This window comes from Hymenobacter sediminicola, from assembly GCF_014250515.1.
In the GTDB taxonomy this organism is placed as follows: Bacteria; Bacteroidota; Bacteroidia; order Cytophagales; family Hymenobacteraceae; genus Hymenobacter; species Hymenobacter sediminicola.
In genome coordinates this window covers 1,490,112-1,506,347 of the sequence record NZ_CP060202.1, presented here as the reverse complement: position 1 = coordinate 1,506,347, position 16,236 = coordinate 1,490,112, and the positions used below count along the sequence as shown (strand labels likewise).

Sequence of the window (16,236 nt, the reverse complement as noted above, 5' to 3'; positions counted from 1 at the left end):
ATTTTTGAGCTTTAGCTCCTCTTTCTTAACCTGTTTCACTTTTCATAATGAAAAAGCTACTCCTGCTGGCCTCTGTGGCCGTTCTGGGTCTGAGCGCATGCAACAAGCAGAAGTGCCCGGCTTATACCAGCACCAAAGCTGCTAACCGTGTTTCGTCGCCTATCATGGCTTCTTCGGCTACGCCAGAAACTGCGCGTCAGTAAAGCGCCGTTTCGTACGCCGTCATATTCCTGACAAAAAGCCAGCCGTTGCCTTGCGCAACAGCTGGCTTTTTGGTTTTCAGGCTACTTCCGGACCAAACTTACCATCTGTATAATTTACAGAAGATGATTCCGCTATGAAGTTAAAGGCAGTTATGATTAGGCCCTTGCTACAGCATCGTCTTCGTAGTATTAGCATTTGAAGACGACTAGAACACTGCTTTGCTTGGTTTCAGAAAATGTCCGGCTTACAGCAGCCTGCAACCTGCTACCCAGGTAGCGGCGCCAGCTATAATCTACTTACCAGCCCTGCCGGCTATCTGTTGGCAACCGGCAGGGCTGTTTGCTGGTATTCAATAGCTAACAGGCTGGCTGGCCAGAATAAGTTCTGTGGCTGCCGTCAGATGGGCCACATGTGGCTGGTAGCCGTAGCCTTCATCCTCTCCTACCAGTATTCCTTGCACGCCGGCTTTGGCACCGGCTTGCATATCGCGCAGCCGGTCGCCCACCATCCAGCACTGCGCCGGGTCCAGGTGAAAGCGCGCTATGGCTTTTTCCAGCATCAGCGAATCGGGCTTACGCGACAACGACTCCGACACGCTGGGGTGGCCGGGAGCATAATAGAAGGCATCAATGAGGCCGTTGCAGGTTTGTTGCAGTTTGTCGTGGCAGGCTTTTACATCGGTGGCCGTGTAGAGTTTTTTAGCAATACCGGCCTGGTTCGTGACGACAATGAGGTAGTAGCCGGCCTGCTTAAGCCGCACCAGACTTTCCGGTACGCCATCCGAAACCACAAGCTTTTCGGGTTCCCACACATAGTCCCCGATTTCATTGTTGAGTACACCGTCCCGGTCAAGGAACACGGCTTTATTTTTCATGGCGGTTAGTTGAGTGAGTAGATGGCAAGCAACAAAGGTAAAAGTAATGGAAGGCAGCACCCCGCCCAGGGCGTAGCCGTCTTACCTTTGCTACTTGCTGCTCCCCCTGTAGTTTCTTTCTCCCCTACCACTATCCTATGACTGTAGCTATCCTTGGCGGCGGTATTTCGGGCCTGACGCTGGCCTGGCAGCTGCAGAAGGCCGGTGTGGCCTACGACCTGTTTGAGGCCGAAGCTACACCAGGTGGCTGCCTGCGCTCCGTGCAGCACCCGGCCGGCTATCTACTCGAAACCGGCCCCAATTCGCTGCAGCTGAGCGACGAACTCCTCGCCCTGCTGACGGAGTTGGACCTGACCGATGAAATAGAAGATGCGGCCGCTGTGAGCAAGCACCGCTACGTATTGCGCGACGGCCGCTATCAGGAGTTACCAGGCTCCCCACCCAGTCTGCTCACTAATGGGTTCTTTAGCCTGAAAGGCAAACTCAATATTCTCGGGGAGCTTCTGCGGCCTGCTGCGCCAGTCGATCCGCAGGAAACAGTAGCGGCTTTTTTTCGGCGGCGGTTCGGCTCTGAAATTGTGGACTATGCTGTCAATCCGTTCATTTCAGGCATTTATGCCGGCGACCCAGAGCAACTGCTTGTACACAAGACGTTCAGCAAGGTAGCAGCGCTGGAGCAGCAGTACGGCTCAGTGCTGCGCGGACTGGCCAAATCGGGCGGCGGAGCTGGGCGGCGGCGCATCATTACGCTGCGCCACGGCATCCAGACCCTGACCGATACGCTGGCTGCCCGCCTCACGCACCGCCACGTCGGGCAGCCCGTATTAGGCCTGCTGCGCACTCCTGAGGGCCGTTACCAGCTACAAACTGCTACGGCATCACCCCATACCGACACCGTCTATGATGCGGTAGTGCTGGCGCTGCCTACGTATGCAGCAGCACCGTTGCTGCGGCCGTTGTTTGCGGAAGCGGCGGCGGCGCTGGACGATGTCCAGTATCCGCCCATGGCAGCTGTCTATACCGCTTACCAGCGCGCCGATGTAAGCCACCCGCTCAACGGCTTTGGAGCCCTGAACCCCAAAGTGGAGCAACCCTACGCTGCTGGCAGCATCTGGACCAGCTCCATTTTTCCTGGGCGGGCGCCCGCCGGACAGGTGCTATTCACCACGTTTGTAGGTGGTGCGCAATATGAACGCCATGCCCGCCAGCCGGAAGCCGCCCAGAAAGCGGCAGTACATGAAGAGTTGCGCCGCCTGTACGGCATCCGGGAAGGCGCGCAACCTGTGTGGCAATTTCGGTACTATTGGGAGCGGGCCATTCCTCAGTTCGACCAGCACATCGGGCCGGCTCATGCCGCGGCTGATGCGCTACAAGCCCACAATATCTGGAGTGTGGCCAACTGGCGGGGTGGCGTGGGCGTGCCGGACTGTATCCGGCAGGCATTGCTGGTGGCCAGCGAACTAACGCAGCGCTAAGCAGGGCAGACAACAATAAAAACGAAGCCGTCTATCAAACCGGCGGGTTGTGTGTTTCACAAATTCCCGCTTCCACTTCCCCACTCTCTGCCTAACTTCTATCTTTGACCAATGAATGACGGGCTCGTCCTGATACCGACCTACAATGAGCGTGAAAATGCGGAACTCATCATCCGCAAGGTATTCTCGTTGCCCAAGGAATTCGACGTGCTCATCATCGATGACGGCTCGCCAGATGGTACGGCCGCTATTGTGCAAAGCCTGATGGCCGAGTTTCCGGGACGCCTGTTTCTGGAAGAGCGCAAAGGCAAGCTTGGGCTGGGCACGGCCTATATCCACGGGTTTCGGTGGGCGCTGCAGCGGGGGTACCAATATGTGTTTGAGATGGATGCCGACTTTTCACACAACCCCGACGACCTAGTAAAGCTCTACAATGCCTGCGCGCACCAAGGCTATGATTTAGCTATTGGCTCGCGCTACATTCAGGGCGTAAATGTGGTCAACTGGCCCATGGACCGGGTGCTGATGTCATATTTTGCCTCTGCTTACGTACGCTTTATTACGGGTATGCCCATTATGGATTCCACCGCGGGGTTCAAGTGCTATACGGCCCGCGTACTGCGGACTATTCCCCTCGACCGGATTCGGTTTGTGGGCTACGCGTTCCAGATTGAGATGAAATGGCTGGCCTACAAATATGGCTTCCGCATCCAGGAGGTGCCCATTATTTTCACCGACCGTACCCGAGGCTCGTCCAAAATGAGCAAAGGCATTGTGCAGGAAGCTTTCCTAGGGGTTATCAAGATGAAGGTGAGTAGCTGGTTCCGCCGCTTCGAGCAGGTAGCCCCCAGCAGCCCGGCCCCGGTAGTTTCTGCAACCCCGGCCCCCGAAACCCGGTAAGCGTAGCGGCAGCCAGTAGCGCTGCGTCTGGTGCTTTGGGTTCATCCTGTCTCTGCTCATGGAAATAACTCCCCTTTTCTGGGTTGGATTCAATGCCTTCGTGCTGGCCATGCTCCTGCTCGACCTTTTGGTGTTCAACCGCAAGGCGCATGTAGTAAAAATGCGCGAGGCGTTGAGTTGGAGTGCTTTCTGGATTGTCCTCTCGCTGTCGTTTAACTACCTCGTCTACCACTGGATGGGACGGCAGGCGGGTCTGGAATTTCTGACTGGCTACCTCATCGAGAAGTCACTGAGCGTAGATAACCTGTTTGTCTTCCTGCTCATCTTCACCTACTTCAAGGTCCCGCCCCAGTATCAGCACAAAATCCTGTTTTGGGGCATTATAGGCGCGTTGGTGTTGCGGGCGGGCTTCATTCTTGCGGGTGCTGCGCTGCTGGCCAAATTCCATTTCCTGCTGTATGTGCTGGGCGCCTTTCTGGTGTATACCGGCATCAAGATGGCCACTAGCGCCGGCCAGCCCGAAATTGACCCAGATTCTAACCCGGTAGTAAAGTTTCTGAGCCGCCACCTGCCTATCACCAATCAGCTGCATGGTGGAAAGTTCTTCGTGCGCCAGAATGGGATGCTGTTCGCTACGCCGCTGCTAGTAGTACTGGTGATGGTAGAAACCACGGATGTAGTGTTTGCCGCCGATTCCATTCCCGCTATCCTGGCCGTCTCGCGCGACACTTTCATCGTGTACACGTCCAATGTGTTTGCGCTGCTAGGCCTGCGGGCGCTGTATTTCGCGCTGGAAGGCCTTATGCGGCTGTTCCATTATTTGCACTACGGCCTCTCCCTCATTCTGATCTTCATCGGAACCAAGCTGCTGTTTTCGGAGATTTTCCACCTTTCCATGGTCCTTTCGCTCGGCATCGTGGGCGGTATTCTGCTCCTCTCGGTGGTAGCTTCACTGGTTTGGCCGAAGAAAGAGGAAGAACCCGTGCAGCCATAAAAACAGCATGCGTCCATTTAGCAAAAAGCCCGGCTGCGTTATGGCAGTCGGGCTTTTTGCTAGGGTGTACTACGGCTTGGGAGCGGGATTCGGATTGCCACCGGGTGGCGCGGGCGCAGTGGTGTTTACACCCTCGTCGGGCATGCCGCCCAGCAGGTCAATCAGGTTCAGCGGCTCAAACTGCGTGGAATCGGCCGGCTGGAAGGCTCGCACGGTGTCGCGCACGGCCCGGAAAATGGAACTATGGGCGCGGCCAGGGAAGCTCAGGCTGTAGCTCAGGGAATTGCGGGCGTCTTCCGAAATGAGGCCTTTGCGCAGCATCAGGTCTGCAATGAGCCGGTGGAAATAGCGCGAGGAACTGCGCATTTCACCGTACTGATTGAAGGAGTTCTGGTAGTATTTAGGCCGCGGAATGATGCTGGCCATGTACAGACTCTCAGAAAGATTGAGGTTGGCGGGCTGCTTGTCGAAATAGAACTGCGCGGCTTCTGTCGCGCCGTATATTTTCGGGCCCCACTCAATGATGTTCAGGTACACTTCAAACATGCGCTCCTTCGATACCAGCTTGGTATTTTCAAGGAGCCACACAATAAGTGCTTCCTCAATCTTGCGGGTCACGGTTTTCTGCCGCGTCAAAAACACGTTTTTCACCAGCTGCATGGAGATAGTACTTCCACCACGGGCAAAGCGCTTCTCCTTGATATTCTGGATGGCCGATTTCACAAAAGCCTTTTCCATAAAGCCTTTGTGCGTCAGGAAGCGTGGGTCTTCAGCCGTCATGATGGCAGCTTTCAGGTAGTTCGCTACGTCATCATAAGCCACAAACTTGGGGTTGGATGGACCTACGGCAAACGCCTTAATAGAGTCCCCTTTGTCGTTGTAGGCAGTATAGATAAACTCCTGGTTGAGCTTGTTGAGGTCTTCGGCACCCATGCGTGTGATGCGGAAGTTCTTGGGTGTCAAACCGGAGCTAAATTCCAGACTGTCGACCTTGTTCATATCCAGGTCAAGGTGCATGCGGTAGGTGAGCGTGCCGCTGCCCTGCATACCTTCCAGCGTATTGAACATGCCCTCGGGCAAGGCTGCAAAGAATGTGTTGGCCGGTGTTTCTGCCGACTGGATATCGGCTTTTACCTGCAGTCCGGCCAGCATTTCGCGGCGGTTGCGGACGCCATTTATCATTTTGCCCACCACCCGCTGGTTGAGCGGCAGTTTGCGCACGCTCATCACCGGGTAAAACTCCATTCTGTTGAGCGTGACTTTGGTGCCCTTTTCTAGGGCCGCAAAGGCCTGCCCCAGCCGGGCCGCGAAGTCGATGCCGCCGCGCGGGAAGCGCACATCCCGGTCGGAGAGCTTAGGATGATTTACAATGAAATTGGCCGCTGAAGCAGTACCACGCACCGTCAGCTCATCATCGTCCAGATCCTTGTCGGAGATGCTAAAACGCAGCGTATCGAACTGTACGCGGGCCCCGTAGCGGCGCTGCACATAAGGCAGCGTCACGGGGCGGCGGTCCAGCCCAAATACCTCCGCGTTCAGCGCATAGTCACCGGGCTCGATGTGGCCCTGTACGCCCACCCGGTTTTCCACCGAATCAATTACCGCCGTCAGCTGCCCCTGAATGTCGCCGTCCTCAATAGAAAGGCGGGGCATTACAATGCGCGCCCGGTGGCGGGGGCTGTCGTACGTCACAAGAAAGTTCTGGAAATCTGCCTCACCGGGCACATTATCGAAGCTGGCCTCAAGGAGCTGATTCGCCAGCAGCCCGTAGTTGGTGCCTTTGGTTGTGTCGCGCGGAATGGCTGGCTGTTTACCTTTCTTTTTGTAGAGAAACGAGTAGTTGTCGGTGCCGGCCGCTGTTTTGCGAGCCGTAAAACGGGCGTCGCTGATTTCGAGGTTGCTGAACACCGGCCGCCCGGCAAACAACGATTTCACGCTCAGCGAAACCGTCATCAGACGGGCCCGCATCAGCGTATCGGTGGGGGCACCTTTAGGTACGAGGCTCATGCCGGCCACCTGCACGGTATTCAGGTCGGTGAAGCGGGCCGGGCCCAGGGCCAAGGTTACGGGGTACTTGCGCTCAGCCTTGACTTTCACCTGCTGCAGCGCATAATCAAGCAATTCCTGGCGTTTGGCCAGAAACACGCCGAGGCCTATGGTCAGCAGGGCCACCAGGATACCTACGCCAATAGCTATTTTTTTCTTCGTTGCTGGAGTCACGCGAACAGTTCGGAGAGAGAAGGAAGTCGCGGCCGGGCCGGGCCAGATTCGTGCCAAACCCGCCGTCACTCGGAGTACAAAGGTAACGAAAAAGGCCCTCGTCGGTTTCCGGCACGCAGCGCCTTCGCTACCTTTGGCCTATTCTGGCCAACCCCTTCTACGCATGAACGCTGCTGCCGACTACGCTGCCCTCACTCCGCTCACTGCCGTTTCGCCGCTCGATGGCCGCTACCGCCGCGCTACGGCCCCGTTGGCGCTCTATTTTTCAGAGCTGGCCCTCATCCGGTACCGGGTGCTGGTGGAGGTGGAATATTTCATTGCTCTCTGCGAGTTGCCGCTGCCCCAGTTGCAAACGGTAGACGCTGCTGTGTACGAACAACTGCGTGCCCTCTATAAGAACTTCTCAACGGCCGATGCTGAGGCAGTGAAGGCCCACGAGAAAGTAACCAACCACGACGTGAAGGCCGTGGAGTATTTCCTGCGCGACCAGTTTGCAGCCTTGGGTCTGGACCAGTACCTGGAGTTTATTCACTTCGGCCTGACTTCACAGGACATCAACAACACCGCCATTCCGCTGAGCCTGCAGCATGCTCTCATCAACACGCTGCTGCCCGCTTACGCGCAGGTCCGCAACAGCCTAGCCGAGCGCGCCGGGCAGTGGTCCACCGTGCCGATGCTGGCCCGCACCCACGGCCAGCCGGCTTCGCCTACGCGCTTGGGCAAGGAAGTGCAGGTGTTTGTGGCCCGGCTTGATGCGCAGGTAGCACTGCTGGGGCAGGTTCCGTTCGCGGCGAAGTTTGGCGGCGCCACTGGCAACTTCAACGCCCACCATGTGGCCTATCCGCAGGTAGACTGGCACCAGTTCGCAGAGGTGTTCGTGAACAACCGTCTGGGGCTGCACCGTTCCTACCCCACCACCCAGATTGAGCACTACGACCACCTGGCCGCGCTCTGTGACGGACTGAAGCGGCTCAACACCATCCTCATCGACTTGGCCCGCGACGTATGGCAGTACATTTCGATGGGCTATTTCCGCCAAACCATCAAGGCTGGGGAAGTAGGTTCGTCGGCAATGCCGCACAAAGTGAATCCTATTGATTTCGAAAACGCCGAGGGCAACCTGGGCCTGGCTAACGCCATGTTGGAACATCTGTCGGCTAAGCTGCCTATCAGTCGCCTGCAGCGCGACCTGACCGATTCCACGGTACTCCGCAACCTGGGCGTACCGCTGGGCCACACGCTCATTGCCCTCACAGCGCTGCAGCGCGGCCTCGACAAGCTGGCCCTCGATGAAGCCGCCCTACACCGCGACTTGGAAGCTAACTGGGCCGTAGTAGCCGAGGCCATCCAGACGGTGCTGCGCCGCGAAAACTACCCCGACCCCTACAACGCCCTCAAAGTCCTTACCCGCACCGGCGAAGCCATTTCGGCTGCAACCATTGCCTCATTCGTAGACGACTTAGAGGTAACAGAGAGTGTGAAGGCTGAATTGCGCAGCATCTCGCCGCAGAGCTATGTAGGGATGTAGATATGTGATTTTACCTTTAGGGGAAGCTCTGGTTTGCGTGTAGGCAGATTGGAGCTTTCTTGTTTTATAGTACGCTGTAAAAACACTAATACGCCTTTATCCCATACTGAATACTCCTACAACTAGCTCACTGTAGCAACAAATTATTCTCAAAAAAATACCGAAAAGTAGGTATTGCCTACAGCCTTGAATAAGAGGACATTTGGTATCGATACTGCTCCGTCCTAACACCGATTTGCATGTTTTATTCCGATACATTCACCTCAGATAGCCCTGTGCCACCGCCTCGGGCAGCTGTACCTCTCGATAAGCTCCTGCCGGCTACTCCTCAGTTTACCGATTTACCTACTTGGGCTTCGGATCGGCCAGCTAACATACCGGGGAGCGTATCAGCCCTGAGCCGCCCAGAACCGGGCCGCATTCCGCAGCTACTTCCTCGCTAGCGGCGGTATCCAACATCGGACAGGGTGTTTATCTTCGCGGTTCCTAACCGCGTCCTTTATGTCCGACCTTTCCGGCGTCACTGTTCACTCCGACTGCCGCTATTTCCGCGGCGACCTGCCCTGCCGCCCCAACAAAGAACACAGCTACGTTTGCTCCGACTGTCCGGTGTACGCGCCGGTGCAGAAGCGCATCCTCCTTATCAAGCTGGGCGCCATCGGCGACGTCATTCGGACTACGCCCCTGCTGCGGCGGTTGCGTCAGGAATATCCGAGCTGCTATATCACCTGGCTGACACTCACACCCGCTATCCTGCCCCAGGGCGAAGTAGAGGAGATTCTGAAGTTCGATTTCGCCAGTGCTTTGCAGCTTATGGCCCGGCGCTTCGACGTAGCCATCAACCTAGACAAGGAAAAAGAGGCCTGTGCGTTGCTTCTGAAAGTAGATGCTCCAGCCAAGTTTGGCTACACGCTGCGCGAATACGACGGTGTGGCGTGGCCCCAGAACGAGCAGGCCCACCACAAGTTCCTGACCGGCGTCTTCGACCAACTCAGCCTGCAGAATCAGAAGCCTTATGTGCAGGAGATATTTGAGTTGTGCGGCTTCGATTTCCGGGGCGAAGAGTACGTTTTTGATACCCACGAAGACAAAGGCTACCGCTGGGACGCGCTGCCACAAGGCCGCCCGCGCATTGGCCTGAACACCGGCTGCGGCGACCGATGGACGACGCGCCTGTGGTCAGATGAGAAGTGGATTGCACTGATTACGCAGCTTCAGGCCGCCGGCTACACGCCTGTATTGCTCGGCGGCGAAGCGGAACACGCCCGTAACCGGGTGCTGCAGGAAGCTACCGGTGCTGCTTATCTAGGTACATTTCCGCTGCAGCAGTTCATCAACCTGATGCACCAGATGGACGGCATCGTGACGCAGGTGACCATGGCCATGCACATCAGCATCGCACTCCGCAAGCCCACCATCCTGATGAACAACATCTTTAACCCCTACGAATTCGACCTCTACGGCCGCGGCCAACTCGTGGGGCCTGACAAGCAGTGCGTATGCTTCTACCGCGGCACCTGCCAGCTGGGCACCAGTTGTATGGAAGAACTGCCCGCAGAAAAGGTGTTCGAGGCCGTGCAGGCAAGTGTGCCGCTGGTATAAGCTACTGCAGTTGTAGTGAAGTAGGCCGCTCCCGTAAGCTGCCTGAAATAGTGCTTGTGCTGCTGGAAGGAAGTATTTTTGCGCTTGATTTTAGTCTTCCTATTCGGCTTGCCAGCTGGTTTAAGCAGGCCTGTTGTTGTCTGGCTCGTACTGTCTTGTGGGAGTAGGGTCACTTCAATTTGGTACTCTCGGTACCCCTCAACCCAGCGCGGCCATTCCTGCTTTTTGAACGTAGCCAGCATCGTTTCTAACGTGTAGAGGCTGTTAAGAGAGGCGCTCAGTGTATCCCACGTACTATGCATGCATTGCCAATGCCCGTATTGCAACGCTGTGGTGTCGGAAAGCTGCCGCACCCGATGAACCACAAATATTGAGTCGATGTCACTGTCACCCGTTGTTGCTTCAGCTACTGTTACGGTACTGGTAGGCGGTGAAGCGCGGTGCGCTTGGCCGAAAACGGGCCGAAACCCGAACAGCAACATCAGCAGTAGTAAGTATGGGTAGCAACGCATCAGCATTGATAAAACCGGTTATCAGGTGACTATACCATGCAGTTGTAGTACGGTCTTCACTGTCCAGATTACAGCTGCGCCACTTCCTTCAGCGCCTTCACCATCTCGGTCCACGAAAAATCCTTTTTGCGCGCCCATACGCCGGCCGTAAACTCAGCTTCGCGCTGGTGCTCGTAGAAATCCACCAGCGCATCGGCAATGGATTTGGGTTGGGGTGGCACCACATAGCCTACCTCGCCGTCTGGTATCAGCTCGGCCAGACCACCCACGTCGGTTACCAGCATGGGCCGCTCGAAGTGGTAGGCAATCTGAGAAACGCCGCTCTGGGTGGCATTTTTGTAGGGCTGCACCACCATATCGGCGGAGCAGAAGTAGTCCACCACCTGCTCGTTCGGAATGAAGTCGGTAGCGCGAATCAGGCGGCTTTCCAGATTGTGCTGCTGGATCAGCGCTTCGTAAGGAGCAGCATCCTCGTAGTATTCGCCGGCCACGATGAGTTTAACAGGCAGCGCCACCAGCCGGGGGTCGGCAAAGGCTTCCAGCAGAATATCCAGCCCCTTATAGGCCCGGATGAATCCGAAGAATAACAGGTAGCCAAACGCAGGATCGAGGCCCAGAGCTTGCCGGGCCTCTGGCTTGGGCTTGAGCGGGCCGAAGTTGTCGTAGAGTGGGTGTGGCTTGTAAAGGGCTGGCTGCTTGAAATGCAGGCGGCGCAGATCTGCCAGCACCGACCGGCTCATAGTTACGAAACCATGGCAGGCTGAGAGGAAATACCTTGTGAGGGGCCGGTCGCCGGGGCGCTTCTCATGCGGAATTACGTTGTCGGTGATGGCCACGACGCGCGTATGGCGGTTGCGGCGAATGGCCCGCGCAATAGTACCCAGTGCGGGCCCCATAAACGGCAGCCAAAACCGAAAAATCACCAGATCCGGCTTCTCACGGCGTAGCTTGTTGCCCACGCGCCACCACGTCCAGGGGTTTACCGAGTTGATGCTGACTTCGATGTCGAGGTCGGCGGGGCCGGGCTCGGTGCTGAACTGCGTCTGGCCTGGAAACAGGAAATCGGGGTATTGCAGCGAAAATGTCACCAGCCGTACCTCGTCGCCGGCTTCACGAAAGGCGCGGGCCAGTCGCTCGTTGTAGGTGGCTAGGCCTCCCCTGAGCGGATACGCCGGCCCAATGATGACTACTTTCATAGGCTTGCTGCATAAAAAAGAACGTCCTGCGGAGTTGGGGGCTCCGCAGGACGTTCCGATGTTCATTTCCTTAATTAATGTTCACCTTCTCCCGCACCAGATAATCGTTGCGGTTGGCACCGTTCAGCTGGATCAATTCGGCCAGGAAACCTGTCAGGAACAGCATGGCCCCAATCATCACGGCTGTAAGGGCCAGGAAGAACAACGGCTGGTCAGTTACGTTACGGGCCAGCAGATTATTGAGCGACAGGTATACCTTCTCGCCCACCAGCCACAGCGTAATCAGCATCCCAAGCACAAAGGAAATCATGCCCATCGTGCCGAAGAAGTGCATAGGGCGCCGCCGGAACCGGCTCACGAACGTGATGCTCATTAAGTCGAGGAAGCCGTAGACGAACCGCTCCAGCCCGAATTTGGTGGTGCCGTATTTGCGTTCCTGATGCTGCACCACCTTCTCGCCTATCTTACGGAAACCCGCCCATTTGGCAATCACGGGAATGTAGCGGTGCATCTCGCCGTAGACCTCGATACTACGCACCACGCGGTGGTCGTAGGCTTTGAGGCCACAGTTGAAATCGTGCAGCTGAATACCCGAAATCCAGCGCGTCACGCCGTTGAAAAGCTTGGTCGGAATGGTTTTCGACAGGGGGTCGAAGCGCTTCTTTTTCCAGCCGCTTACGAGGTCATAGCCCTGCTCCGTAATCATGCGGTATAGCTCGGGCAATTCCTCCGGGGAGTCCTGCAGGTCGGCGTCCATGGTACACACCACCCGGCCCGTCGTTTCCTTAAACCCCACATTCAGGGCCGCCGACTTGCCGTAGTTGCGGTTGAAGCGGATACCGCGCAGGTGCGTGTCGGTTTCAGCCAACTCCTCAATTACTCCCCAAGAAGTATCCGTTGAGCCATCGTCTACCAGAATCACCTCATAGGTAAGCCCGTGCTGGGCCAGCACGCGGTGTATCCAGCGCGTCAGCTCCGGCAACGACTCGGCTTCGTTGAGCAACGGAATAACAATGGATAGCTCAACCGGAAAAGAAGGACGCTTACTCAAACTCGGGACGGGCATGTTTGGTGATGGCAGATATCACCAGTGAAATGATGAAGCCAATAAGCAAGGCTCCCAGAACTGCGAATATCGTGGTAGCTATTGGCCCGGAAAACTTTTCCGCCATGGCCATAGCCTGGTCGACTTGGGCGTCGTCCATGCCTTTTTCCTCCATGCGTGAGCGGGTCAGGTCCATAACGCGCTGCATGTAGGTAGGGTCGATGAACGTAAAGTAGATGTAGCTGAATACCCCTCCTATCACTCCCGAAACTATTGCCAAGATGGTGCCGGTGCTCACGCCCTGACCGTAGCTCATAAACCCATTATTGAGCTGCTTGAACTGTTTATGGGCCAGCCAGATGCCTACCGCAAGAATCACCAGACTCAACCAGCGCAGCGGTGTTTCCGGGTCGTCGATGAGACTAAGCTGCAGAAACGAGAAAATGACGGATACCAGCCCGGTCAGCAGGCCATAGCGGATGGCTACAGCGCTGGGCGTAACGGCAACGGGAGTAGTGGTGTTTTCCATGAGAAGGGTGTTGGGAAGTGGAAGGAAGAATTTGCAGACTGCAATATTCTATTTCCGCAGGAATATCCCACCCGGAATACTGATTAAGATACCCAAAAGCATCTTTTTAAGGAACTCGTCCTGGGCAAATGCCTGGGGCGTATGTGCCAAGTTGCGCAGCGTAGCCTCAAACTGCTGCCGGCCATTGCTCTGCGCCAGATACAGCGACTTCGCGTTTTCCAGCAGTTGCCGGGCTTCGGCCAAGTGCTGCTCGATGAGGCTGGTATCAGCCGTGCGAGCAAACAGGTAGAGGCCCGTGGCAGCCAATAGTGCCGCCAGTAGTGTGGTTAGCAGCCCTACCCCTACTGCCTTGCCCAAACCGGGGCCATCTGCATAATACCGACGCAGCAGAATCTGGCTGACAATGGCGGCAATCGGAGGAAAGAAATCCGAAAGCGTCCGTTTCGGGCCGTATGGGTTGTTGCCGGTTAAGTACAGGAACAATACCCAGCCGATGCAGAGGGCTCCGGCCGCCACGCCGCAGAGTAGAGCAGTGCGCAAAACCGGATTGGAGGGCGTATTAGTAGTTTCCAAGAGTAAAGTAATTGAGAGCGGCAAGATACGATGCCTGCCCTCAATCTAAGCCGCCATTGCTACTGGTTCCGCTGCTTTAGGCGCATTCAGGAAGCGGAGTAACAATACTTCTGCCAGCAAACAGGCCAGCGCCGCCCACAGGCAATACTGCCACAACGGCGTACCTACCCGCTCTGCCTTGTAACGCGCCGCTACCGATTCGCCGGCGCTGGCATCATACACCTGCACGTTTTTACGATTGGGGCCAATGAGCTGCCGCAATTCATCAGCCGAATACACCGCCAATTCTGACTCCTTCTTATCATTGTTGAAAGCCAGCGTAGCCACTGGCTGGTTGCCGCGCAGCAGAGTATAGAAGCCTGGCTCACGCATAGCAGCCGGTACTTCAAAGCGCAAGGTGCCAGCCTGCAGCCGCTGGCTCGGAATGAAGGTCAAACTGTCTTTTGTGAGCTTGAACACCTGCTCTCCTTGGCCCGGAGCGGCATCAATCGGGACAACCACTGTTCCCTGATTAAGCCGGTACGCTGGCTGCTGCTCCCGCTGGAAGCTCTGCATAGCCAGCCGATACATTACAGGCACAAACAGCGCATGTTGGGCAAAGTCTGTGCGCGTTTCATCAAAAGGAGTCGAGAACAGGTATACAGTGCCTTTGCCGCTTGTAAATGCGCCCAGAAAACCGTCGCCATCCTGCAGGCGCAGAATCTCATTGCTCGAACGTGACCAGCGCAACACCGGCGCAGCTTTAGGCATTACGGGCTGTCGGCTTTGCACACCAAATACGTCCCTGAAGAACGGATTCCGCCGCTCAGGCACTGCCACCGAACGAAGTGCAGGTTTGCTCGCTACATCTTCCCACTGCACAGGCCCGATGCCCAAGTCTCGGAAAAGCTGATCATAGGAAGCACGCCCCTGCGGATTGTCAGTGGGCACGATGGCCACCGAGCCACCACGCTGCACTACCCGCCGCAGGCTCTCCCGCAGTCCAGCTGTAATCTGGCTTTGCCCCTGCACCAGTAACAGGTTGGCCTCTTCTGTCACTTGATAATTCAGGCCACCAGCAGTAGCTCGGGTATAAGTAAAAAGCGGTTCGTTGGCATACAATTGCTGCGTAGGAGGAACCTGCTGCGCGGTTATATCAACCACGCGAACTTTGGGCGAAGGCTGCAACGAAAAATAATACGAGTTGTCGAACGTAACCGGATAATCCTCTAGTTCCACCCGGCATTTTTCAGATACTGTACCAGCTAAACGCACACGGGCAGTAACTGATACCGGCGTTTTGGCGGGCACATTTACCGAAAAAGCGGTAGCCTGCCGCTGGCCAACGAACAATTTTACTTGACAATTTTCTACCGCTTCGCTCCCACCGTTGCGCACACGCACATGCAATAATATATCTGCATTAGTGCGCACAAATGCGTCATCCAACCAGACACTATCTACAAAAGCATTTCGGACAGCGCTTCCACCTACTGGCACCAGAAACAGTTGCTGCGCCGAATCAATTGCTTCCAATGTCCTAGCTGAAAAGGCTCTTTTCTGGAAATCAGAGAAGATAAACACCTCGCCTACCTTCCGGTTGGCAGTTCCAAACCGGCGAAGCATATTATTCATATCAGCACTTTGTCCTGATACTTGCAGCTTGTTTAATTCACCTCGGAATGCAACTGCATTTGTAGGTGTAGCTCCTTCCTGAGCGAGTATGAACTGCCCTGCGGCTGAATAAGCATCAGGTAGTTCACGAGCCTGCGCAACTGCCTGGTCGAAATACGTCTGCTCTCCATTCACACCAGCCTGCATGCTAGGTGATGAATCAACGAGTACACCCGTTATCTGCTGTTTGCTAGTTCTCTCCGGTGCCATGATATACGGTTGCACGAATATCAGGACCAGAAAAACGATAAAGCATATACGCGTGAGTAGAATCAAAACATGCTTCAGCTTCCGCTGACGAGCTGTGATGAGTCTCACCTCCTTTATAAACCCTACATTGGTAAACAACAACCGCTTCGGTCGGCGCAGTTCGAACAGGTGTATAGCTATCGGAATAGCTACCCCCAACAACCCGAGTAAAAACCAAGGATATGTTAAAGCCATAGATAAGCAGTAAGGTGGTGGTGAAGATAGACACAAGCAGGATAAGTTAGATGCTACAGAGAGGCTATGCTTGCTGCAATATCGAACTTAAGCAAAGCGCTGTATAAGCAAAGAGGCCGCTGTTTTAGAACAGCGGCCTCTTTGCTTATACAGCAGGGCCAAGGTTCGGCGGCCTAATAGGCACACGAGTACTCGCCCCTCCAACCTGCTCGCTCCCTTTCTTCAGGTATATAGAAACAAACGGACGTCGCCCCTGGCCGCGGCATCCGGAAGGGGACGCGTGCAGCCAGGGGCGACGGGCAAATACAGTAAGGTTGGCGGCGACCGACTCTCCCACCGATGAAGGCAGTACCATAGGCGCTCCGGGGCTTAACGACTCTGTTCGGAATGGGAAGAGGTGAACACCCGGGCTAAAGCCACCATTACTGGTGCAGTCCACAGCCACTACCCGCAGGCAGCAGCGCGACTGTAAAACGTTGACGCAAGG

13 protein-coding genes, 1 rRNA gene and 1 pseudogene are annotated in these 16,236 nt (G+C 55.9%); 6 read left to right on the top strand and 9 right to left on the bottom strand.

The window, feature by feature from the left end; translation table 11 throughout:
* The first annotated feature begins 47 nt into the window (after positions 1 to 47).
* Positions 48 to 203, top strand: a complete 156-nt coding sequence (locus H4317_RS06385) for a hypothetical protein (RefSeq protein WP_185889301.1) — start codon at positions 48 to 50, stop codon at positions 201 to 203.
* A 350-nt stretch (positions 204 to 553) separates the two neighbouring features.
* Here H4317_RS06385 and H4317_RS06380 read toward each other — a convergent pair whose 3' ends face one another.
* Positions 554 to 1,078, bottom strand: coding sequence for a D-glycero-alpha-D-manno-heptose-1,7-bisphosphate 7-phosphatase (locus H4317_RS06380; RefSeq protein WP_185889300.1), 525 nt, complete (start codon positions 1,076 to 1,078; stop codon positions 554 to 556).
* 137 nt (positions 1,079 to 1,215) lie between these two features.
* Here H4317_RS06380 and hemG point away from each other — a divergent pair, with 137 nt between their 5' ends.
* From hemG to H4317_RS06365, 3 genes are all read left to right on the top strand, one after another.
* On the top strand, positions 1,216 to 2,553 hold the full coding sequence (gene hemG / locus H4317_RS06375) for a protoporphyrinogen oxidase (RefSeq protein WP_185889299.1): 1,338 nt from the start codon (positions 1,216 to 1,218) through the stop codon (positions 2,551 to 2,553).
* A 111-nt stretch (positions 2,554 to 2,664) separates the two neighbouring features.
* Complete coding sequence (locus H4317_RS06370) at positions 2,665 to 3,453, top strand: polyprenol monophosphomannose synthase (RefSeq protein ID WP_185889298.1); 789 nt, start codon at positions 2,665 to 2,667, stop codon at positions 3,451 to 3,453.
* A 58-nt stretch (positions 3,454 to 3,511) separates the two neighbouring features.
* A complete protein-coding gene (locus H4317_RS06365) occupies positions 3,512 to 4,447 on the top strand; it encodes a TerC family protein (protein WP_185889297.1) in 936 nt (311 codons plus the stop codon).
* Between the two features lie 69 nt (positions 4,448 to 4,516).
* Here the strand turns inward: H4317_RS06365 and H4317_RS06360 are convergent, their stop codons facing one another.
* Positions 4,517 to 6,667, bottom strand: coding sequence for a transglycosylase domain-containing protein (locus H4317_RS06360; RefSeq protein ID WP_185889296.1), 2,151 nt, complete (start codon positions 6,665 to 6,667; stop codon positions 4,517 to 4,519).
* A gap of 163 nt (positions 6,668 to 6,830) precedes the next feature.
* On the opposite strand from H4317_RS06360, the gene purB reads away from it, so the two are divergent.
* Positions 6,831 to 8,195, top strand: a complete 1,365-nt coding sequence (gene purB, locus H4317_RS06355; RefSeq protein WP_185889295.1) for an adenylosuccinate lyase — start codon at positions 6,831 to 6,833, stop codon at positions 8,193 to 8,195.
* A gap of 501 nt (positions 8,196 to 8,696) precedes the next feature.
* Positions 8,697 to 9,797, top strand: coding sequence for a glycosyltransferase family 9 protein (locus H4317_RS06350; RefSeq protein WP_185889294.1), 1,101 nt, complete (start codon positions 8,697 to 8,699; stop codon positions 9,795 to 9,797).
* A 580-nt stretch (positions 9,798 to 10,377) separates the two neighbouring features.
* On the opposite strand, the gene H4317_RS06345 is transcribed toward H4317_RS06350, so the two are convergent.
* From H4317_RS06345 to rrf, 7 genes and pseudogenes are all read right to left on the bottom strand, one after another.
* A complete protein-coding gene (locus tag H4317_RS06345) occupies positions 10,378 to 11,505 on the bottom strand; it encodes a glycosyltransferase (protein ID WP_185889293.1) in 1,128 nt (375 codons plus the stop codon).
* 70 nt (positions 11,506 to 11,575) lie between these two features.
* Positions 11,576 to 12,571 (bottom strand): glycosyltransferase family 2 protein, encoded by a 996-nt coding sequence (locus H4317_RS06340; protein WP_185889292.1) that lies wholly within the window; start codon positions 12,569 to 12,571, stop codon positions 11,576 to 11,578.
* Positions 12,549 to 13,079 (bottom strand): DUF4199 domain-containing protein, encoded by a 531-nt coding sequence (locus H4317_RS06335; RefSeq protein ID WP_185889291.1) that lies wholly within the window; start codon positions 13,077 to 13,079, stop codon positions 12,549 to 12,551. The genes H4317_RS06340 and H4317_RS06335 overlap by 23 nt, the downstream gene beginning before the upstream one ends.
* A 48-nt stretch (positions 13,080 to 13,127) precedes the next feature.
* Positions 13,128 to 13,652, bottom strand: coding sequence for a DUF4199 domain-containing protein (locus H4317_RS06330; protein ID WP_185889290.1), 525 nt, complete (start codon positions 13,650 to 13,652; stop codon positions 13,128 to 13,130).
* Between the two features lie 45 nt (positions 13,653 to 13,697).
* On the bottom strand, positions 13,698 to 14,942 hold the full coding sequence (locus H4317_RS19360; protein ID WP_260625840.1) for a hypothetical protein: 1,245 nt from the start codon (positions 14,940 to 14,942) through the stop codon (positions 13,698 to 13,700).
* A gap of 633 nt (positions 14,943 to 15,575) precedes the next feature.
* Positions 15,576 to 15,749: pseudogene (locus H4317_RS19520) on the bottom strand (BatA domain-containing protein); the annotation flags it as partial.
* A gap of 312 nt (positions 15,750 to 16,061) precedes the next feature.
* Positions 16,062 to 16,173: ribosomal RNA gene (gene rrf / locus H4317_RS06320) — 5S ribosomal RNA — on the bottom strand.
* Positions 16,174 to 16,236 lie beyond the last annotated feature (63 nt).

Bases quoted from the DNA above. Each gene is read 5' to 3' on its own strand.
- H4317_RS06340 (WP_185889292.1), bottom strand. From the start codon at position 12,571: ATGCCCGTCCCGAGTTTGAGTAAGCGTCCTTCTTTTCCGGTTGAGCTA.
- H4317_RS06365 (WP_185889297.1), top strand. From the start codon at position 3,512: ATGGAAATAACTCCCCTTTTCTGGGTTGGATTCAATGCCTTCGTGCTG.
- H4317_RS06370 (WP_185889298.1), top strand. From the start codon at position 2,665: ATGAATGACGGGCTCGTCCTGATACCGACCTACAATGAGCGTGAAAAT.
- H4317_RS06350 (WP_185889294.1), top strand. From the start codon at position 8,697: ATGTCCGACCTTTCCGGCGTCACTGTTCACTCCGACTGCCGCTATTTC.
- H4317_RS06385 (WP_185889301.1), top strand. From the start codon at position 48: ATGAAAAAGCTACTCCTGCTGGCCTCTGTGGCCGTTCTGGGTCTGAGC.
- H4317_RS06335 (WP_185889291.1), bottom strand. From the start codon at position 13,079: ATGGAAAACACCACTACTCCCGTTGCCGTTACGCCCAGCGCTGTAGCC.
- H4317_RS06345 (WP_185889293.1), bottom strand. From the start codon at position 11,505: ATGAAAGTAGTCATCATTGGGCCGGCGTATCCGCTCAGGGGAGGCCTA.
- hemG (WP_185889299.1), top strand. From the start codon at position 1,216: ATGACTGTAGCTATCCTTGGCGGCGGTATTTCGGGCCTGACGCTGGCC.
- purB (WP_185889295.1), top strand. From the start codon at position 6,831: ATGAACGCTGCTGCCGACTACGCTGCCCTCACTCCGCTCACTGCCGTT.
- H4317_RS06380 (WP_185889300.1), bottom strand. From the start codon at position 1,078: ATGAAAAATAAAGCCGTGTTCCTTGACCGGGACGGTGTACTCAACAAT.